This window comes from Pedobacter miscanthi, from assembly GCF_032678605.1.
Classification (GTDB): Bacteria; Bacteroidota; Bacteroidia; order Sphingobacteriales; family Sphingobacteriaceae; genus Pedobacter; species Pedobacter miscanthi_A.
Map to the genome: position 1 here is coordinate 117,684 of NZ_JAVTSU010000002.1, position 15,499 is coordinate 133,182.

Consider the following 15,499-nt stretch of genomic DNA (forward strand, 5'->3'; position numbering starts at 1 on the left):
ATATATAATAAGAATGACAATAGAACAATTGATTTGGTTGGTTCCATTACTTCCTTTTTTAGGTTTTGTAATTAATGGACTAGGCAGAAACTCTTTATCTAAAGGACTTGTTGGTATCATCGGAAGCGGGGTAATCCTGGCGTCCTTTATCATCAGCGTAGTTATTTTCTTTAGTTTACAAGGCGACACACAAAAAGCTCACGAAGTATTTTTATTCGATTGGATCAGTGCAGGTACATTGCACATTCCGTTATCTTTCCTGGTTGATCCTTTAAGTTCAATCATGCTTTTGATCATAACCGGAATTGGTTTCCTGATCCACCTATATTCTACCAGTTACATGCACGATGATGCTGGTTTTGGTAAGTTTTTCTCTTACTTAAACCTGTTTGTATTCTTTATGCTTTTATTAGTATTAGGGTCAAACTATATCGTGATGTTTATCGGTTGGGAAGGTGTAGGTTTATGTTCATACTTGTTAATCGGATTCTGGTATACCAACAATGCTTATGCATCGGCTGCTAAAAAAGCTTTTGTAATGAACCGTATCGGTGATTTAGGCTTTTTATTAGGGGTATTTCTAATCTTCACTACTTTTGGTAGTGTAGAATTCGCTAAAGTTTTCCCTCAGGCGGCTAACATGTTGCCAGGTAAAGATACTTTGGTTTTAATCACTATTTTGTTGTTTATCGGTGCCTGCGGTAAATCGGCACAGTTGCCATTGTTTACCTGGTTACCTGATGCGATGGCCGGACCAACGCCGGTTTCAGCATTAATCCACGCTGCAACCATGGTAACGGCTGGTATTTATATGATCGCCCGTTCGAGTGTATTGTTTGATCTTGCCCCACTTACACAACACATCATTGCCATTGTGGGTGCCGCAACCGCTTTAGTTGCAGCAATTATTGCTTTAACTCAAACAGACATTAAAAAAGTATTGGCTTATTCAACAGTATCGCAATTGGGATATATGTTCTTAGGTTTGGGCGTTGGTGCTTATACAGGTTCATTCTTCCACGTATTAACCCACGCATTCTTTAAAGCATTATTATTCCTGGGTGCAGGTTCGGTTATCCATGCCATGCACCACGAACAGGATATGCGTCATATGGGGGGATTGAGAAAGAAACTTCCAATAACTTTCCTAACCATGATGATTGGTACCATTGCCATTGCAGGTTTACCACCATTCTCTGGTTTCTTCTCTAAAGATGAAATTTTGGCACATGCTTTCCAGGCGAGTCCAATTTTATGGGGAGTAGGAGTATTAACTGCATTCTTAACCGCATTTTACATGTTCAGGATGATGTTTTTAACTTTCTCAGGAAAATACCGTGGAACACATCACGAAGAAAGCCATGTACATGAATCGCCAACAGCGATGACCTTGCCATTAATCATTTTAGCTGTTCTTGCCGCAATTGGTGGAGCAATCAACTTTCCACATATTTTTGGTGGAAACGAATGGTTGGCACATTGGTTATCAGGCGCAGGCGTTGCACAGCATGAATTAGATTTAAGTCATTCAACTGAAATAGGTTTAATGGCAATATCGGTAACTGCCGCTGTAGCAGCTTTATTTTATGCTTATGGCAGATATGTAAAAGGAGCACGCGTTCCTGTTGCTGATGAGGCGCCACGTTCAGCATTGGCAAAATTATCGTACAATAAATTCTATTTGGATGAGATTTACGATTTCTTGATCACTAAGCCATTAGATGCACTTTCGAGATTTTTCTATAGAATTATCGATAACAAGTTTATTGATGGAATTGTGAACGGATTGGGATGGAGTACAAATGAAGCCAGTAAAGGTGTGCGTTTGTTACAGAGTGGAAACGTAGGTTTCTATATATTTATGATGGTATTTGGTATCATCGCATTGCTTGCATATACATTTTATTACATATAAAAAGGGTTCAAAATTAAATAATGGAACAACTTTTACTACTTATATTTCTTCCGCTTGTAGGTGCAATTGTTACTGCATTTGCTGGTAAGTCGGCAAAAATATTTTCTACCGTATTTTCGGTAGCTTCTTTGGTATTGGCTTTGGTCATCGCCTGTAATTTCATTCCGAATGCAAGTACCCAGTACGAGGTAAATTTGCCATGGATTGCTGATTTGGGAATCAATTTCCACGCGGGTATCGATGGTATTAGCATGCTGGTGGTATTGCTAACCAATTTACTGGTTCCGATTATCATTTTATCCAGCTATAAACATGATTATAAAAATCCAGCTGCATTTTATGCACTGATTTTGTTCATGCAAACCGGGTTATTATTGGTGTTTACGGCATTAGATGCTTTCTTATTCTATATTGGATGGGAAGCTGCATTAATCCCTATTTATTTTATCTGCGCCATCTGGGGTGGAAAAGACAGGATCCGCATTAACATGAAGTTTTTTGTGTATACCATTGCGGGTTCTTTATTTATGTTGATGGGGATTATTTACTTATATCTTCAAAACCCGGCACATAATTTCGATATCCAGGCATTTTATGCTTTAAACTTAGATGGTGCACAACAAGGATGGATTTTCTGGGCTTTCTTTATTGCGTTTGCGATCAAAATGCCAATTTTCCCTTTCCATACCTGGCAACCTGATACTTATACCGCTGCTCCTGCACAAGGAACCATGTTGTTATCAGGTATCATGTTAAAAATGGGTATTTATGGCGTAATCAGATGGTTATTACCAATTGTTCCTACCGGAGTTCATGATTGGGGACAATTATCGATCATTTTATCAATTATCGGTATCGTTTATGCTTCATTAATTGCTTTTACCCAAAAAGATGCTAAACGTTTGGTAGCTTATTCATCAATCGCCCACGTTGGGTTAATCTCTGCAGGCATCTTCGCTTTCAACCAGCAAGGCTTGCAAGGCGCAATGGTGCAGATGTTGAGTCACGGTATTAACGTAGTGGGTTTATTCTTCGTTTTAGATATCATTTTCAGTCGCGTAAAAACAAATAAAATAGAAGAGTTAGGTGGTATTGCTAAAGTAGCACCTCAATTGGCCATCGCATTCCTGATTATTGTTTTAGGTACAGTAGCTTTACCAGGAACAAATGGATTTATAGGTGAATTCTTATTGCTGATGGGCGTTTACAACTACGGAATCTGGGCAGCTGCCATTGCAGGGTTAACCATTATCTTCGGAGCGGTTTACATGTTGCGCATGTATCAAAATGTAATGCTTGGCCAAACCAACAGTTTAACCATCACTTTTACCGATATTAAAGGAACTGAAAAATTGGTTCTTTATACCATTTGTGCATTAATTATTGTTTTGGGTGTTTATCCTAAACCAATTTTGCATTTAACAGAGGCATCTGTACAACATTTATTAGAACAGGTAAATCAAAAATTAAACACAGTAAATTAAGCAATGAATATTATTATAACCATTAGTATAACAGCTTTTATAGTGCTTTATGCAGGTTTGTTTAAGGCAAATAAAGCATTACTACCACTTACCGTTGTTGGCTTACTTACTGCATTAGGATTTACTTTTTGCGCATGGAATGGCAATGCCGTTCATTTTGGAATGATGCAGACAGATAATTTTGCCCTGGCATTTTCTGGAGTTTGTATCGTTGGTACGCTATTGATCTTTTTATTAACACAGAATTATTTTCACTCCAAAAGCGATAACATAGCCGAATATTATACCCTGATCCTTTTCGCACTTGCCGGAATGATCATGATGGTATCATATAAAAACATGGCCATGCTGTTTGTGGGTTTGGAGATCATGTCGGTGAGTTTATATATCCTTGCGGGGATTCGTAAAAAAGATTTTGCCTCTAACGAAGCTTCTTTAAAGTATTTCCTGATGGGAGCTTTTTCGACAGGCTTTTTATTGTTTGGTATTACGTTGATTTATGGTGCTACAGGTTCTTTCGATTTAGATAAAATCCAGGCTTACCTGGTTAACAATACCACTTCAGTCTCACCAATATTTTATCCTGGTGTAATCCTGATGATGATCGGTCTTTGCTTTAAAATTGGTGCTGCACCTTTTCACTTCTGGACTCCGGATGTATATGAAGGTTCTCCATCTTTAATCACTACTTTTATGAGTACCGTGGTTAAAACAGCTGGTTTTGCTGCTTTTTTAAGGTTATTTGCCGGTGCATTTGCACCACTTCACGATTTCTGGGTTGTACCTTTAACCGTTATCGTTTGTTTAACCTTATTTATCGGTAATGTAACGGCACTTTTCCAAAAAAACTTCAAACGCATGCTGGCATATTCGAGTATTTCTCATGCCGGTTATTTGTTGTTTTCGCTTATCGTATTAGCCAAACACTCAGGCAGTAATGTACTGGTTTATGCAGCAGCTTATACTTTTGCTTCTATCATCGCATTTGCAGTATTGATTCTGGTTAAACAAAAAACCGGTAGCGACAGCTTCGAAAGTTTTAATGGCTTAGGAAAGAAAAATCCTCTGGTAGCTTTATCACTAACCGTTGCCATGCTTTCTTTAGCTGGTATCCCGTTAACAGCTGGTTTCATCGGAAAGTATTTAATGTTTCTCAACGTAATGACAGAATACAAATCATTATTAGTTGGTTTTGCTATTTTAAATGCCCTGGTTGGCTTTTACTACTATTTTAAAGTAATTGTGGCTGTATGGTTTAAAGATGGCGCAGAAACAGAGCTTTCTACCCCTGTGCAATATAAAGTTGTACTATTGGTATCAGTAGTAATCACACTGCTTTTGGGTATTTATCCTGCAATTATTTTAAACCTGATATAGGTATGCTGTTGTTTAATAATTATTTGTAGTTTTACGAATAATTGAATATGCACGATTTTTGGAATAACCTGCATCAACTACTTGACCCCGAGAAATTATTGAGGGAGGGCGGTTTCTATCTCGTCATGTTTGTAATCTATGCAGAAACAGGCCTGTTTTTTGGTTTTTTTCTCCCTGGCGATTATTTATTGTTTTTGGCGGGCATGTTTGTGGCAACCGGCAAATTAGATGTTAATATTGCCGTGCTTTTAGCTGGTTTATGTATTGCAGCAATTTCGGGCAACTTTACCGGTTATTGGTTCGGGCGAAAAACAGGGCCAGTATTGTATACCAGAAAAGACAGTTTCTTTTTTAAGAAACGTTATTTAAAGGCTGCAGAAGATTATTATAACAAACAAGGTGCCTTTGCATTAATTATGGGCCGCTTTGTACCTATCGTTAGAACTTTTGCACCGATTTTTGCTGGTGTGGTAAAACTGGAGTTTAAAAAGTTTGCCCTGTACAACATTGTAGGTGGCGTACTTTGGATTTGCTCTTTAACTTTACTGGGTTATTTTTTAGGCAAAAGGTTCGAAAAAGAAATTACCGATTATTTATTATATATTATTATTGGCTTTATCCTTATTACAACTATACCATTATTAATTACCTTTGTAAAAAGTAAAGTAGTGAAAGGTCCGGAAGAGGATAAAACAGATTAAATTAAAAATGGCAAAAGACGATCATCACGCGTGGCATAGCGTATCCCCTGGGCATAACGTTCCAGAAATTGTAAACGCAATTATTGAAATTCCAAAAGGTTCAAAAGCAAAATACGAAATAGATAAAGAATCAGGTCTGATTAAATTGGATAGGGTTCTTTTTTCATCAGTAATGTATCCGGCAAATTATGGCTTTATTCCACAAACTTATTGTGATGATAAAGATCCGTTAGATATTTTAGTGCTTTGTTCAGTGGATGTATATCCAATGACATTGATAGAGGCGAAAGTAGTAGGCGTAATGCATATGGTGGATAACGGAGAGCAGGATGATAAAATTATCGCTGTTGCCGCTCACGATATGTCGGTAAACTACATCAACGATTTAGATGAATTACCTCCACACCAAATGAAAGAGATTGTTCGTTTCTTTCAGGATTATAAAGCATTAGAAGATAAAAATGTAACCATCGAACATTTACTTGGTGTTCGTTATGCGCATAAAGTAATTAAAGAAAGCATAGAACTTTATAACACAACATTTAGAGAATTAGCTTAATGGATTTACCCACGGTCTGTTTGTTTTTAAATTCAGCGTTAACAGCAATATTGCCACCAACCAATGTAGTTCTTGTAGCTTTACAAGAACCAGATACAGGCTCAGTTGGCTGGCGTTTGTTTTTCGCCTTGTTTTTGGTACTGTTAAATGGATTTTTTGTGGCAGCAGAGTTTGCCATCGTAAAAGTCCGCGCATCACAAATAGAAATTAAAGCAAAATCAGGCAGCCGTGTAGGTAAAATGGCCAAAGGGATTATCCACAATCTTGATGGGTACCTGGCCGCCACACAACTAGGCATAACGCTTGCATCACTTGGCTTAGGTTGGGTTGGTGAAGGCGTTATGCATACCATCTTTAAAAACCTTTTCGATAGCCTGCAATGGGGCTTAAGCGATGCGACCATTCATACCGCATCAACCATTGTAGCCTTTTCTTTAATCACCATCATGCACATTGTTTTTGGGGAACTTGCACCAAAATCATTTGCCATACAACGGCCAGTAGCCACAACTTTATTCGTTTCTGTTCCTTTACAGATATTTTATGTTGTGTTTAAGCCGTTTATCTGGACATTAAATAGCCTTGCTGCTATTATCTTAAAACCTTTTGGCATTGATACCTCTGCAGGACATGAATCCATTCACAGTTCTGAAGAGTTACAGTATTTACTCGATCAGGGTAAAGAAAGTGGTGCTTTGGATAATAATGAACATGAGTTGATTAAAAATGTGTTCGATTTTAACGAACGTGTGGTTAAAAACATCATGGTGCCGAGAACTAAAATTTCCGGTATCGAACTAACTTCTCAAAAAGAAGAAGTAATAGATACGATTATCAAAGAAGGATACTCGCGTTTACCCGTTTACGATGATATTATGGATAAAATCGTAGGGATTATCCACGCAAAAGATATTTTACCGTTGGTTGCCGCTGGTAATCAACATTGGACATTAAACGATATCATCCGCAAACCTTATTTCGTAACAGAAACCAAAAAAATCAACGATTTGATGAGCGAACTGCAAAGTAACCGCATACAAATTGCAATTGTATTGGATGAATTTGGAGGTACGGCTGGTATGGTTACTTTGGAAGATATTGTGGAAGAATTGGTTGGTGAAATCCAGGATGAGTATGATGAAGAAAAACCATTGGTAGAAAAAGTTTCTGATAATGAATTTATAGTAAATGCATTTGCAACAGTTTATGATGTAAACGAACATTTACCACACGATTTACCGGAAGATGAAGATTTCGATACCGTAGGTGGTTTGGTTTCGCACGTTTTCGAACGCATACCTGAAGTTGGCGAAAGCAACGAATCTTATGGTTACCTGTTTACGATCCTTAAAAAGACAGAGCAAAATATCGAAACCATCAAGTTAGAACTGGTCATCAATAAAGCAGACATGGTTGATAATCATTAATTTCAACAATGCATATTTTTTATACGCCAGATATAACCCAAAATACTTACACCCTTAACGAAGAAGAAAGCAAACATTGCGTTAGGGTACTCCGCTTGGGTGTTGGTTCAGTGGTAAACCTGGTTGATGGAAAAGGTGGTTTTTATACCGCAGAAATTACTTCCGATAATCCTAAAAAGGTTGCTTTATCTGTTTTAAATATTGAAACTGAATTTCATAAACGCAATCATTACCTGCACATTGCTGTTGCCCCGACTAAAAATATTGATCGGATGGAATGGTTTTTGGAAAAAGCCACTGAACTGGGAATCGATGAAATTACACCTATTATCACCGATCGGTCAGAACGTAGGGTGGTAAAAGAAGATCGCTTAACTAAAGTAATTACTTCTGCCGTAAAGCAATCCATAAAAGCTTATCATCCTAAATTAAACGATGCCATCTCTTTTGATGCTTTTTTAAAAGAACCTTTTGATGGAGAGCAGTTAATTGCCCATTGTATTGATAATGGAGAGAAACAATATATATCAAAATTGGTAACGCCTCATCAAAAATACCTTATACTTATTGGTCCTGAGGGAGATTTCACACCCGAAGAAGTTAATTTAGCTTTGAACAAAGGCTTTAAAGCATTAACTTTAGGTGATAACAGGTTGCGCACTGAAACTGCCGCATTAGCTGTTTGTTTTGAAATCAATTACCTTAACCGATAGTCAGTTTGAAGTTTTCAGTTTTTAGTTTTCAATTTTCAAAAGGAGCGAAGCTTTTAGCTTTCTGCTTTGGTCTTCTGTTTTTCAGCTTTTTGCTTTTCGCTTTCGTTCCTCCAACTTACAGGATGGCAAAACTGAAATATAGTGGCGGTGGCGATTGGTATGCAGACCGTACAGCCTTACCTAATTTAATTGCTTATTGTAATGCCAACCTAAAAACCAATTTTTATGCCGAAGAAAGCATTGTTGAAGTTGGTTCGAAAGAGATATTCAATTATCCTTTTGTTTATATGACGGGACATGGTAATGTGGTTTTCAGCGATCAGGAAGTGAAAAATTTGAGACAGTATCTCACTGGTGGTGGTTTTCTGCATATTGATGATAATTACGGTTTAGATAAGTTTATCAGGCCACAGATGAAAAAGGTATTTCCAGAGTTGAGCTTTGTAGAATTACCGGCAAATCATGCCATTTATAACCAGAAATTTAAGTTCCCGGCCGGTTTGCCAAAAATCCACGAACATGATAATAAACGTCCGCAGGGATTTGCTTTAATATATAAAGGGAGAGTAGTTTGTTATTACACCTATGAATGTGATTTAGGGAATGGTTGGGAAGACTTTGGTACTTACCCTGAAGACACACAAGAAACACGGACAAAAGCGTTAAAAATGGGTGCAAACCTTGTTCAATATGCCTTAACTCAATAAGCCATGCACAAAGTAAAAGTTAATGATCAGTTTTTATTTGAGGTAGAAGATAAAGATTCAGTTCTTTTAGTAAACGGAGAACCCATTCAGCTTGATGTGAGTGTACCTGGCCATAATAAAACAAATGTTCTATACCAAAATAAATCTTTTAATACAGAGCTTGTCGAACTGAATAAAGCTGAAAAAACCTGCAAAATAAAGGTAAATGGAAATATTTATCAGATTAACATAGAAGATCAGTTTGATGTTTTATTAAAGCAACTCGGATTGGACAATTTAACCTCCAATAAGGTTTCTGAAATTAAGGCGCCTATGCCAGGACTAGTGCTCAAAGTATTGGTTGAAGAAAATACTGAAGTGAAAAAAGGTGATAATCTGCTTATCCTCGAAGCCATGAAAATGGAAAACATCCTGAAATCATCAACAGATGGTGTAATTAAAAAAGTATTGGTTAAACAAGGTGATAAGGTAGAGAAAAACCAGGTTTTAGTTCAGTTTAAGTAGATAATATTTTACCATTAAGGAATAAGACGTTAAGGTTTATTTCGAGATAGTGAGGTGGTTTTCCTTAACTAAGGTCGTCATCTCGATCAAAGTGCAACGGAGTAGAGAGATCTATTTAGATAGATTTCTCCACTCCGCAACCGATGAAAAACCGATAAGCTCCTGTCGAAATGACGATTCCCGGCGGTTAATGTCTTGTCTACAAAATATAAGGCAAAAAAAAGTCCCGATAACATCGGGACCTTTTTAATTTATTTACCTCTGCTCACCCTGTAAGGTTTTTGAGGAGGATTTTTAAAACTTCTTTTTCCTGCAGTGCTAATCTCAGGAGCACCAAGCATCGTCATGGCACAACGGAAGCCAACTTCAGCAGATGATTCATCCTGTTGCATAAAACGGCGTGTTGCCGGGTTTAACCAATACGCCATATCGTTCCAAGAGCCACCTTTATAAACCCTCGATTTATCGTTTACTAAAGTTACACCTTCTTCGTTAAGTAAAGTGTTTTGTCTATCACGATAACCTCTCTGATCGGCTTGGTAAGTAGTTGATGCTGCTACAGAAGCCTGAGGATCTGTTGATTTCGAAATCGAATCAGAACGTTTAGCCTGCGCTTGTTTTTCTGCCCAGGTTTGTTTTCTGCCAGCATAAGCATTTTCCTTAATCGGATTACCATATTTATCCAAAGAAATTTTTCCACTCTGCGAATCCTCTAGTTTTTTGTTGGTAAAATAGTTACCACGGTAAGGATTAAATGCATCAGCATCAGTAAATGTAGCTGTTCTGTAAACATCATTCACCCATTCGTTAACGTTACCAGCCATGTTATATAAGCCGAAATCGTTTGGTGTATATTGAATAACTGGTACAGTTAAATCTCCTTTATCATTCAGTGAACCACCAACACCCATATAATCTCCGGGAGCTCTTTTAAAGTTGGCCTGGATCATACCCCTGGTTTTCTTTTTAGCCGAGCTCACACCCAAACCATTCCACGGGTAAATTTTATTCTGGTTAATGTTTTCATATTCAGTGTTACCAATTAAACCTAAAGCTGCATATTCCCATTCAGCTTCTGTTGGTAAACGATAAGGCTGCATAATTACACCATCTTCAAGTGTTGCAGTTCTTCTTGGTTGATTGTTCCTGCCTCCGGTTGCCGCAGCTGTGCCGCCGGCAGTTGAAGTAGCCGCACCAGATTGAGTATTGTAATCGATCGGCGCATTTTTACCTTTATCATCATACTGATTGTTCAAATATGCATCGGTATTAAATGGTTTAGTCGGTTTTGGAGTAGCTGCCGCAGTTGCATTGTTATTGTTTCCTCTTCCATTACCAGCTAAAGTTTTATAATCAGTTAAGATTCCTTTTTCACGTAAAATAAATTCGTTTGCTCTGGATGTTCTCCATTCACAATAACGTGAAGCCTGTTCCCATGAAACACCTACAACAGGGTAATCACGATAAGCCGGATGCCTTAAATAATTATCTACGTAAGGCTCGTTATATGATAATGCCTGGCGCCATACCAAAGTATCAGGAAGTTCATTATAATAATATTCGCGGTCTTCAGGAAAGTTATACCTGATCCAGTGTAAATACTCCAGCCAATCGGTATTCGATACCTCAGTTTCATCCATGTAAAATGATGGAACGGTAACCTGTCTTTTATAATTGTAGATATTTGGCTCAACACCCGGTACTTCAATGGCACTGCCGCCTACTACCAAAACTCCACCTTCAATTGGAATCAAACCTGGTCCCGGAGCTCTTTTGTACTTAGTAGCAACAGCAAAAGCACCAGACTGGTTGTTTTTGCTTTTCCTGTCTGCATAAGGAATACCCGTTTTGCTTGAGCTATTCCCTCCTTTTGAGCTACAACTCGAAAGCAAGGCGGCTAATGACAAACAGGTAAAAGAATATAGTAATAGTTTTTTCATATAATACTTTAAGAATATCGCCCCTTAAGCGATTCAGACGATAAAATTAAACAAATTTTAATCGAATATATAAATAATGTGACAATAAAATGCCGATTATATTTCTAAGCCTTAACGTATTATTTTATCTCCTATTGTGTCTATCTGATTTTTAGGTGATTTTTTTTTAAAATTCTATTAATAAGCGATATATAAATTGGTTCGTTTATTGTTTTATAGAACTACCAAACATTTTTTACTGTAAAGAGAGAAGCCATGCTGAAAAAGTTTTTTATTGCAATAGTTGCATTTTTTGTAATTCTAGTTGCCGTAGCCCTTGCCATTCCACTATTTTTTAAAAAGGAAATTAATCTAAAAATCAAATCTTTTATAAATGAAAAACTAAATGCAAAGGTTAATTTTGATCATTTCGATTTAAGTTTAATTACAACTTTCCCCAACCTGGGTATAATCTCCACAATATTGTGGTGGTGGGTACCGACAGTTTTGCTCATGATACCTTGGCAAATGTTAAAAAAAATACAGGTAAATGTTAATTTAATGAGTGTATTTAAGGGGCGCAAATATCAGATTGAATCAATTTACTTCGCACAGCCCAATATTTATGCAAAGGTTTTAAAAAGCGGAAAAGCCAACTGGGATATTATGAAACCAAGTCCAAAGTCTGTTGATACTGCCAAAACTGACTTCAAAGTTGCTTTACAAAAATACATCATCGAAAATGGAAACATTATTTATGACGATAAGTCTTTAGGTTTTTATATGGATTTGCATCAGGTAAACCATAGCGGGACAGGAGATTTTACACAAGATAACTTTACTTTAAAAACTCAGTCTGATATTGAAAAATTAACGGTTAAGTATGGGTCAATTGCTTATCTTAAAAATGCGAAGCTTAGTGCTGATTTGCCTTTAGAGGTTGATTTGAAAAAAATGAAGTTCACTTTTGGGAAGAATAAAGTGCTGTTAAATGAGTTAATTTTATCAGCTGTTGGTATCTCGCTTTGCCAAACGCGAATGACATGGTAATGGATTTTAAATTTGATGCCGGCCAGTCAGATCTCAAAAACTTTCTTTCGCTCATTCCAGCTATTGAACACGGAAAAATTAAATACCCTTCTTTACCTTCAGCAATCAATAATATCCGGGTAAAATTGAATGCAAATCATCCTGATGGAGTGATTGATCATACTATCGTAAATGTACCAGCTTTTCACTTCGAATTTGGGCAAATGCCAGTTGATGGGAGATTGCTGTTGAAAAATCCGGTAACCGATCCCTTTATTGATATGGCTTTAAAAGGTAAGCTGGACCTAAAACAGCTAACTTCTATTTTCCCGGTAAAGGAGATGACATTGAGTGGTATTTTAGACGCCGATGTAGCGGCTGCCGGCAAAAAATCATCCATTGATAAAGGCCATTATGGGGCTTTTAAAGCATCCGGCCAGGTGGCTGCCCGTAATTTCAATTATGCGTCGAAATCGGTACCGATGCCAGTGAGCATCCCATATGCAAAATTAGTTTTTAGTCCTGAAAATATAACTTTAAGTAATTTAACAGCAAAGGTTGGTAAAAGTGATTTTGCAGCTAGTGGTTCGGTAAATAACTATCTGAACTATTTTTTTAATAAAAATCAGGCACTTCAGGGAACTTTCAATGTATCATCAAATCTGGTTGATGTTAATGAATTGATGGGGCCTAAGGATCCAACTGCTAAAAACAAAGCCGCGGCAACAACTTCGAAACTTTCAGTATTTAAGGTGCCGGGAAATCTCGATTTTACCCTTGTTGCTCAGGCAGGAAGAGTATTGTACGATACATTTGATATTACAAATGCCAGCGGCGCATTATTGGTGAAAAATAAAACCGTAACCTTTAAGGAAATGGGGATGAACATGCTTGACGGACGTTTGAGCATGAATGGTTCTTATGCAACCACAAATCCTGGAAAACCTAAAGTGGATATTGATTTTGGAATCGAAAAGATGGATATTCAAAAGGCATTTAATGCATTCAATACGGTGAAGTTGCTGGCCCCGGTGGCCAAATTTACAAAAGGCTTATGTTCTACAAAGCTTAAGTTTAACTCCTACCTTAATCAGGATATGATGCCGGATTATGCTACAGTTAATGCAGAAGGATTAACCAATATCGTAAAAGCAGTTATTGATGGTTTTGAACCTTTAAACAAACTTGCAGCGGCATTAAACGCAGATAAATTTAAAAAGTTAGAGTTAAATAATGTAATAACTAAGTTTAAAATTGAAAATGGCCGGTTAAATGTTGCACTTTTTGATATTAAAAAAGATGGAGTTGCGATGAACGTAAAGGGTTCGAATGGTTTGGATCAAACAATGGCTTACGATTTAGTTTTAACTGTTCCGAGGGAAATGTTAGGTACAAAAGCAAATGAAGCTGCAAATGCAATGATTGCCAAATTGAATAATAAGGTTGGCACGAATGTATCGATGAGTGAAACTGTTAAAATTAATGCCGCTTTGGGGGGAACATTTTTAAAACCAACTCTTGCTTTAAAATATGGCGCCGGCGATTCGAAAACTGCAGCAAAGGATGTAGCAAAAAAAATAATTGATGAAAAAAAGGACGAATTAAAAACTAAAGCCCAGGCAAAAGTTGATACTTTGAAAGCTAAAGCAACCAAAAAAGTTGAAGAAACAATAGCCGATAAATTAAACGGGTTGTTCAAAAAAAGAAATTAATAATATTTATTGTTTTTAAGTTTTTGTTTAAACAGTTGATTTGTTGTTGTTTGTGAGTTGTGTAGTCACACCCGTATGTAAAAATAGTAGGTTTAATTAGTAAATAATTATAGAATTCGTAATTTGGTAAAATATAAATTTTGGTTTTACGTTACTGATTATGTTCTAAGTTTTGCTAAATACCAAGATCTAAAATTACGTACCTTTAAAGGATGAATTTCAAGTACATCAGTAAACTTGCTTTTTCTGCACTCTCAATGGCCTTGGTGTTTGGTAAAACAAATGCCCAAGTGGTTATAGGCAATAATACCCAACCCAATGGTAGTGAGCTAAACAATATAGTAACAGCAGTTCCTTTTCTGCTCATTACCCCCGATGCACGCGCCGGAGCGATGGGTGATGCGGGAGTAGCCGTTGCAGGAGATGTAAATTCTGCCAGTATAAATGCTTCTAAACTTGCTTTTTTGGATAAGCCCTATGGATTTTCTGTTTCTTACAGTCCATGGTTAAAAAGCCTGGTGCCTGATATTAATCTTGCTTATTTAAGTGGTTTTTATAAATTAGATGATCGCAATACCATTGGTGCATCATTAAGGTATTTTTCGTTGGGTTCTATTCAGCTTACCGATATTAACCAGCAGGATCTGGGTATTTCGAATCCAAGTGAACTTGCTTTCGATATTTCATTTGCCCGTAATTTTGGTGAAGAATTTTCATTGGGAACCTCTTTAAGGTATATCAATTCGAATCTAGCCTCTGGACAATTCTCCTCTTCAGGCCAGGTGCACAGTGGAAATGCGGTAGCAGTTGATGTTTCTGGATTGTATAAAACATCAACAACGCTTTTCGGTAAGCCGGCTATTCTTTCTGCAGGCGCCAATATCTCAAACATCGGAACAAAAATGAGCTATTCAGATGGAGGAGAAAACTTCTTTTTACCCACTAATTTTAAACTGGGTGGTGCATCTACCTTCACTTTAGATGATTTTAGCACTTTAACATTTGCGCTTGACCTTAATAAACTGTTGGTGCCCACACAACCGATATACGATTCGAACAATAATATTGTAAGTGGTAAAGATCCCAACCGTTCAGTACCTGCCGGTATTTTTGGTTCGTTTAGCGATGCTCCCGGTGGTTTTAAAGAAGAACTGAAAGAGGTAGGAATTTCAACAGGACTGGAATACTGGTACAACCAGCAATTTGCGGTAAGGGCAGGTTATAATTATCAAAGTCCGATGAAGGGCGATAGCCGCTACTTTACTTTAGGCCTTGGCTTAAAATACAACGTATTTAATATCGATTTCTCATATTTAATTGCAAATGCACAAACAAGTCCGCTTGCAAATACCTTACGTTTTGGTCTATTGTTTAACTTTGGCGACAAAAAGATTGTTAAAAGGTAATTTAGCCGTCTGGGCTACATAACCATTTAACGCGTTTAAACAATTA

Annotated in this window: 13 protein-coding genes; 12 read left to right on the plus strand and 1 reads right to left on the minus strand. The window is 37.2% G+C overall.

All coding sequences use genetic code 11. The features are described 5' to 3' along the window. Window positions 1–13 precede the first annotated feature (13 nt). The 9 genes from nuoL (at window position 14) to R2R28_RS03360 (ending at window position 9,387) form a co-directional block, all read left to right on the plus strand. Complete coding sequence (gene nuoL, locus R2R28_RS03320; RefSeq protein ID WP_410479155.1) at window positions 14–1,915, plus strand: NADH-quinone oxidoreductase subunit L; 1,902 nt, start codon at window positions 14–16, stop codon at window positions 1,913–1,915. A 20-nt stretch (window positions 1,916–1,935) separates the two neighbouring features. Further along, complete coding sequence (locus R2R28_RS03325; RefSeq protein ID WP_316824285.1) at window positions 1,936–3,399, plus strand: NADH-quinone oxidoreductase subunit M; 1,464 nt, start codon at window positions 1,936–1,938, stop codon at window positions 3,397–3,399. 3 nt (window positions 3,400–3,402) lie between these two features. Further along, window positions 3,403–4,776, plus strand: coding sequence for an NADH-quinone oxidoreductase subunit N (locus tag R2R28_RS03330; protein WP_316824286.1), 1,374 nt, complete (start codon window positions 3,403–3,405; stop codon window positions 4,774–4,776). A 47-nt stretch (window positions 4,777–4,823) separates the two neighbouring features. Next, window positions 4,824–5,477, plus strand: a complete 654-nt coding sequence (locus R2R28_RS03335) for a DedA family protein (RefSeq protein ID WP_316824287.1) — start codon at window positions 4,824–4,826, stop codon at window positions 5,475–5,477. Between the two features lie 7 nt (window positions 5,478–5,484). Further along, entirely contained in the window at window positions 5,485–6,036 is a 552-nt protein-coding gene (locus R2R28_RS03340; protein ID WP_025146339.1) for an inorganic diphosphatase, read from the plus strand. Further along, the gene (locus R2R28_RS03345; protein WP_316824288.1) at window positions 6,036–7,463 is read left to right on the plus strand and encodes a hemolysin family protein; all 1,428 of its coding nucleotides are present in this window, start codon (window positions 6,036–6,038) and stop codon (window positions 7,461–7,463) included. The genes R2R28_RS03340 and R2R28_RS03345 overlap by 1 nt, the downstream gene beginning before the upstream one ends. A gap of 8 nt (window positions 7,464–7,471) precedes the next feature. Further along, window positions 7,472–8,176, plus strand: a complete 705-nt coding sequence (locus tag R2R28_RS03350) for a 16S rRNA (uracil(1498)-N(3))-methyltransferase (protein WP_316824289.1) — start codon at window positions 7,472–7,474, stop codon at window positions 8,174–8,176. A 122-nt stretch (window positions 8,177–8,298) separates the two neighbouring features. Beyond that, window positions 8,299–8,883, plus strand: coding sequence for a DUF4159 domain-containing protein (locus R2R28_RS03355; RefSeq protein ID WP_316824290.1), 585 nt, complete (start codon window positions 8,299–8,301; stop codon window positions 8,881–8,883). Between the two features lie 3 nt (window positions 8,884–8,886). Continuing rightward, window positions 8,887–9,387 (plus strand): acetyl-CoA carboxylase biotin carboxyl carrier protein subunit, encoded by a 501-nt coding sequence (locus tag R2R28_RS03360; protein ID WP_316824291.1) that lies wholly within the window; start codon window positions 8,887–8,889, stop codon window positions 9,385–9,387. A 251-nt stretch (window positions 9,388–9,638) separates the two neighbouring features. On the opposite strand, the gene R2R28_RS03365 is transcribed toward R2R28_RS03360, so the two are convergent. Then, a complete protein-coding gene (locus tag R2R28_RS03365; protein WP_316824292.1) occupies window positions 9,639–11,327 on the minus strand; it encodes an SUMF1/EgtB/PvdO family nonheme iron enzyme in 1,689 nt (562 codons plus the stop codon). A gap of 255 nt (window positions 11,328–11,582) precedes the next feature. On the opposite strand from R2R28_RS03365, the gene R2R28_RS03370 reads away from it, so the two are divergent. The 3 genes from R2R28_RS03370 (at window position 11,583) to porV (ending at window position 15,453) form a co-directional block, all read left to right on the plus strand. Beyond that, window positions 11,583–12,356, plus strand: coding sequence for a hypothetical protein (locus tag R2R28_RS03370; RefSeq protein ID WP_316824293.1), 774 nt, complete (start codon window positions 11,583–11,585; stop codon window positions 12,354–12,356). Further along, window positions 12,356–14,047 (plus strand): AsmA-like C-terminal region-containing protein, encoded by a 1,692-nt coding sequence (locus R2R28_RS03375; protein WP_316824294.1) that lies wholly within the window; start codon window positions 12,356–12,358, stop codon window positions 14,045–14,047. The genes R2R28_RS03370 and R2R28_RS03375 overlap by 1 nt, the downstream gene beginning before the upstream one ends. Before the next feature lie 212 nt (window positions 14,048–14,259). Then, window positions 14,260–15,453: a type IX secretion system outer membrane channel protein PorV gene (gene porV / locus R2R28_RS03380; RefSeq protein ID WP_316824295.1), complete on the plus strand. Its 1,194-nt coding sequence runs from the start codon at window positions 14,260–14,262 to the stop codon at window positions 15,451–15,453. The last annotated feature ends 46 nt before the right edge of the window (window positions 15,454–15,499 follow it).

What these genes read in the sequence shown, in the direction of transcription:
- nuoL (WP_410479155.1), top strand. Translation starts at nt 14, where the DNA reads ATGACAATAGAACAATTGATTTGGTTGGTTCCATTACTTCCTTTTTTA.
- R2R28_RS03325 (WP_316824285.1), top strand. Translation starts at nt 1,936, where the DNA reads ATGGAACAACTTTTACTACTTATATTTCTTCCGCTTGTAGGTGCAATT.
- R2R28_RS03330 (WP_316824286.1), top strand. Translation starts at nt 3,403, where the DNA reads ATGAATATTATTATAACCATTAGTATAACAGCTTTTATAGTGCTTTAT.
- R2R28_RS03335 (WP_316824287.1), top strand. Translation starts at nt 4,824, where the DNA reads ATGCACGATTTTTGGAATAACCTGCATCAACTACTTGACCCCGAGAAA.
- R2R28_RS03340 (WP_025146339.1), top strand. Translation starts at nt 5,485, where the DNA reads ATGGCAAAAGACGATCATCACGCGTGGCATAGCGTATCCCCTGGGCAT.
- R2R28_RS03345 (WP_316824288.1), top strand. Translation starts at nt 6,036, where the DNA reads ATGGATTTACCCACGGTCTGTTTGTTTTTAAATTCAGCGTTAACAGCA.
- R2R28_RS03350 (WP_316824289.1), top strand. Translation starts at nt 7,472, where the DNA reads ATGCATATTTTTTATACGCCAGATATAACCCAAAATACTTACACCCTT.
- R2R28_RS03355 (WP_316824290.1), top strand. Translation starts at nt 8,299, where the DNA reads ATGGCAAAACTGAAATATAGTGGCGGTGGCGATTGGTATGCAGACCGT.
- R2R28_RS03360 (WP_316824291.1), top strand. Translation starts at nt 8,887, where the DNA reads ATGCACAAAGTAAAAGTTAATGATCAGTTTTTATTTGAGGTAGAAGAT.
- R2R28_RS03365 (WP_316824292.1), bottom strand. Translation starts at nt 11,327, where the DNA reads ATGAAAAAACTATTACTATATTCTTTTACCTGTTTGTCATTAGCCGCC.
- R2R28_RS03370 (WP_316824293.1), top strand. Translation starts at nt 11,583, where the DNA reads ATGCTGAAAAAGTTTTTTATTGCAATAGTTGCATTTTTTGTAATTCTA.
- R2R28_RS03375 (WP_316824294.1), top strand. Translation starts at nt 12,356, where the DNA reads ATGGATTTTAAATTTGATGCCGGCCAGTCAGATCTCAAAAACTTTCTT.
- porV (WP_316824295.1), top strand. Translation starts at nt 14,260, where the DNA reads ATGAATTTCAAGTACATCAGTAAACTTGCTTTTTCTGCACTCTCAATG.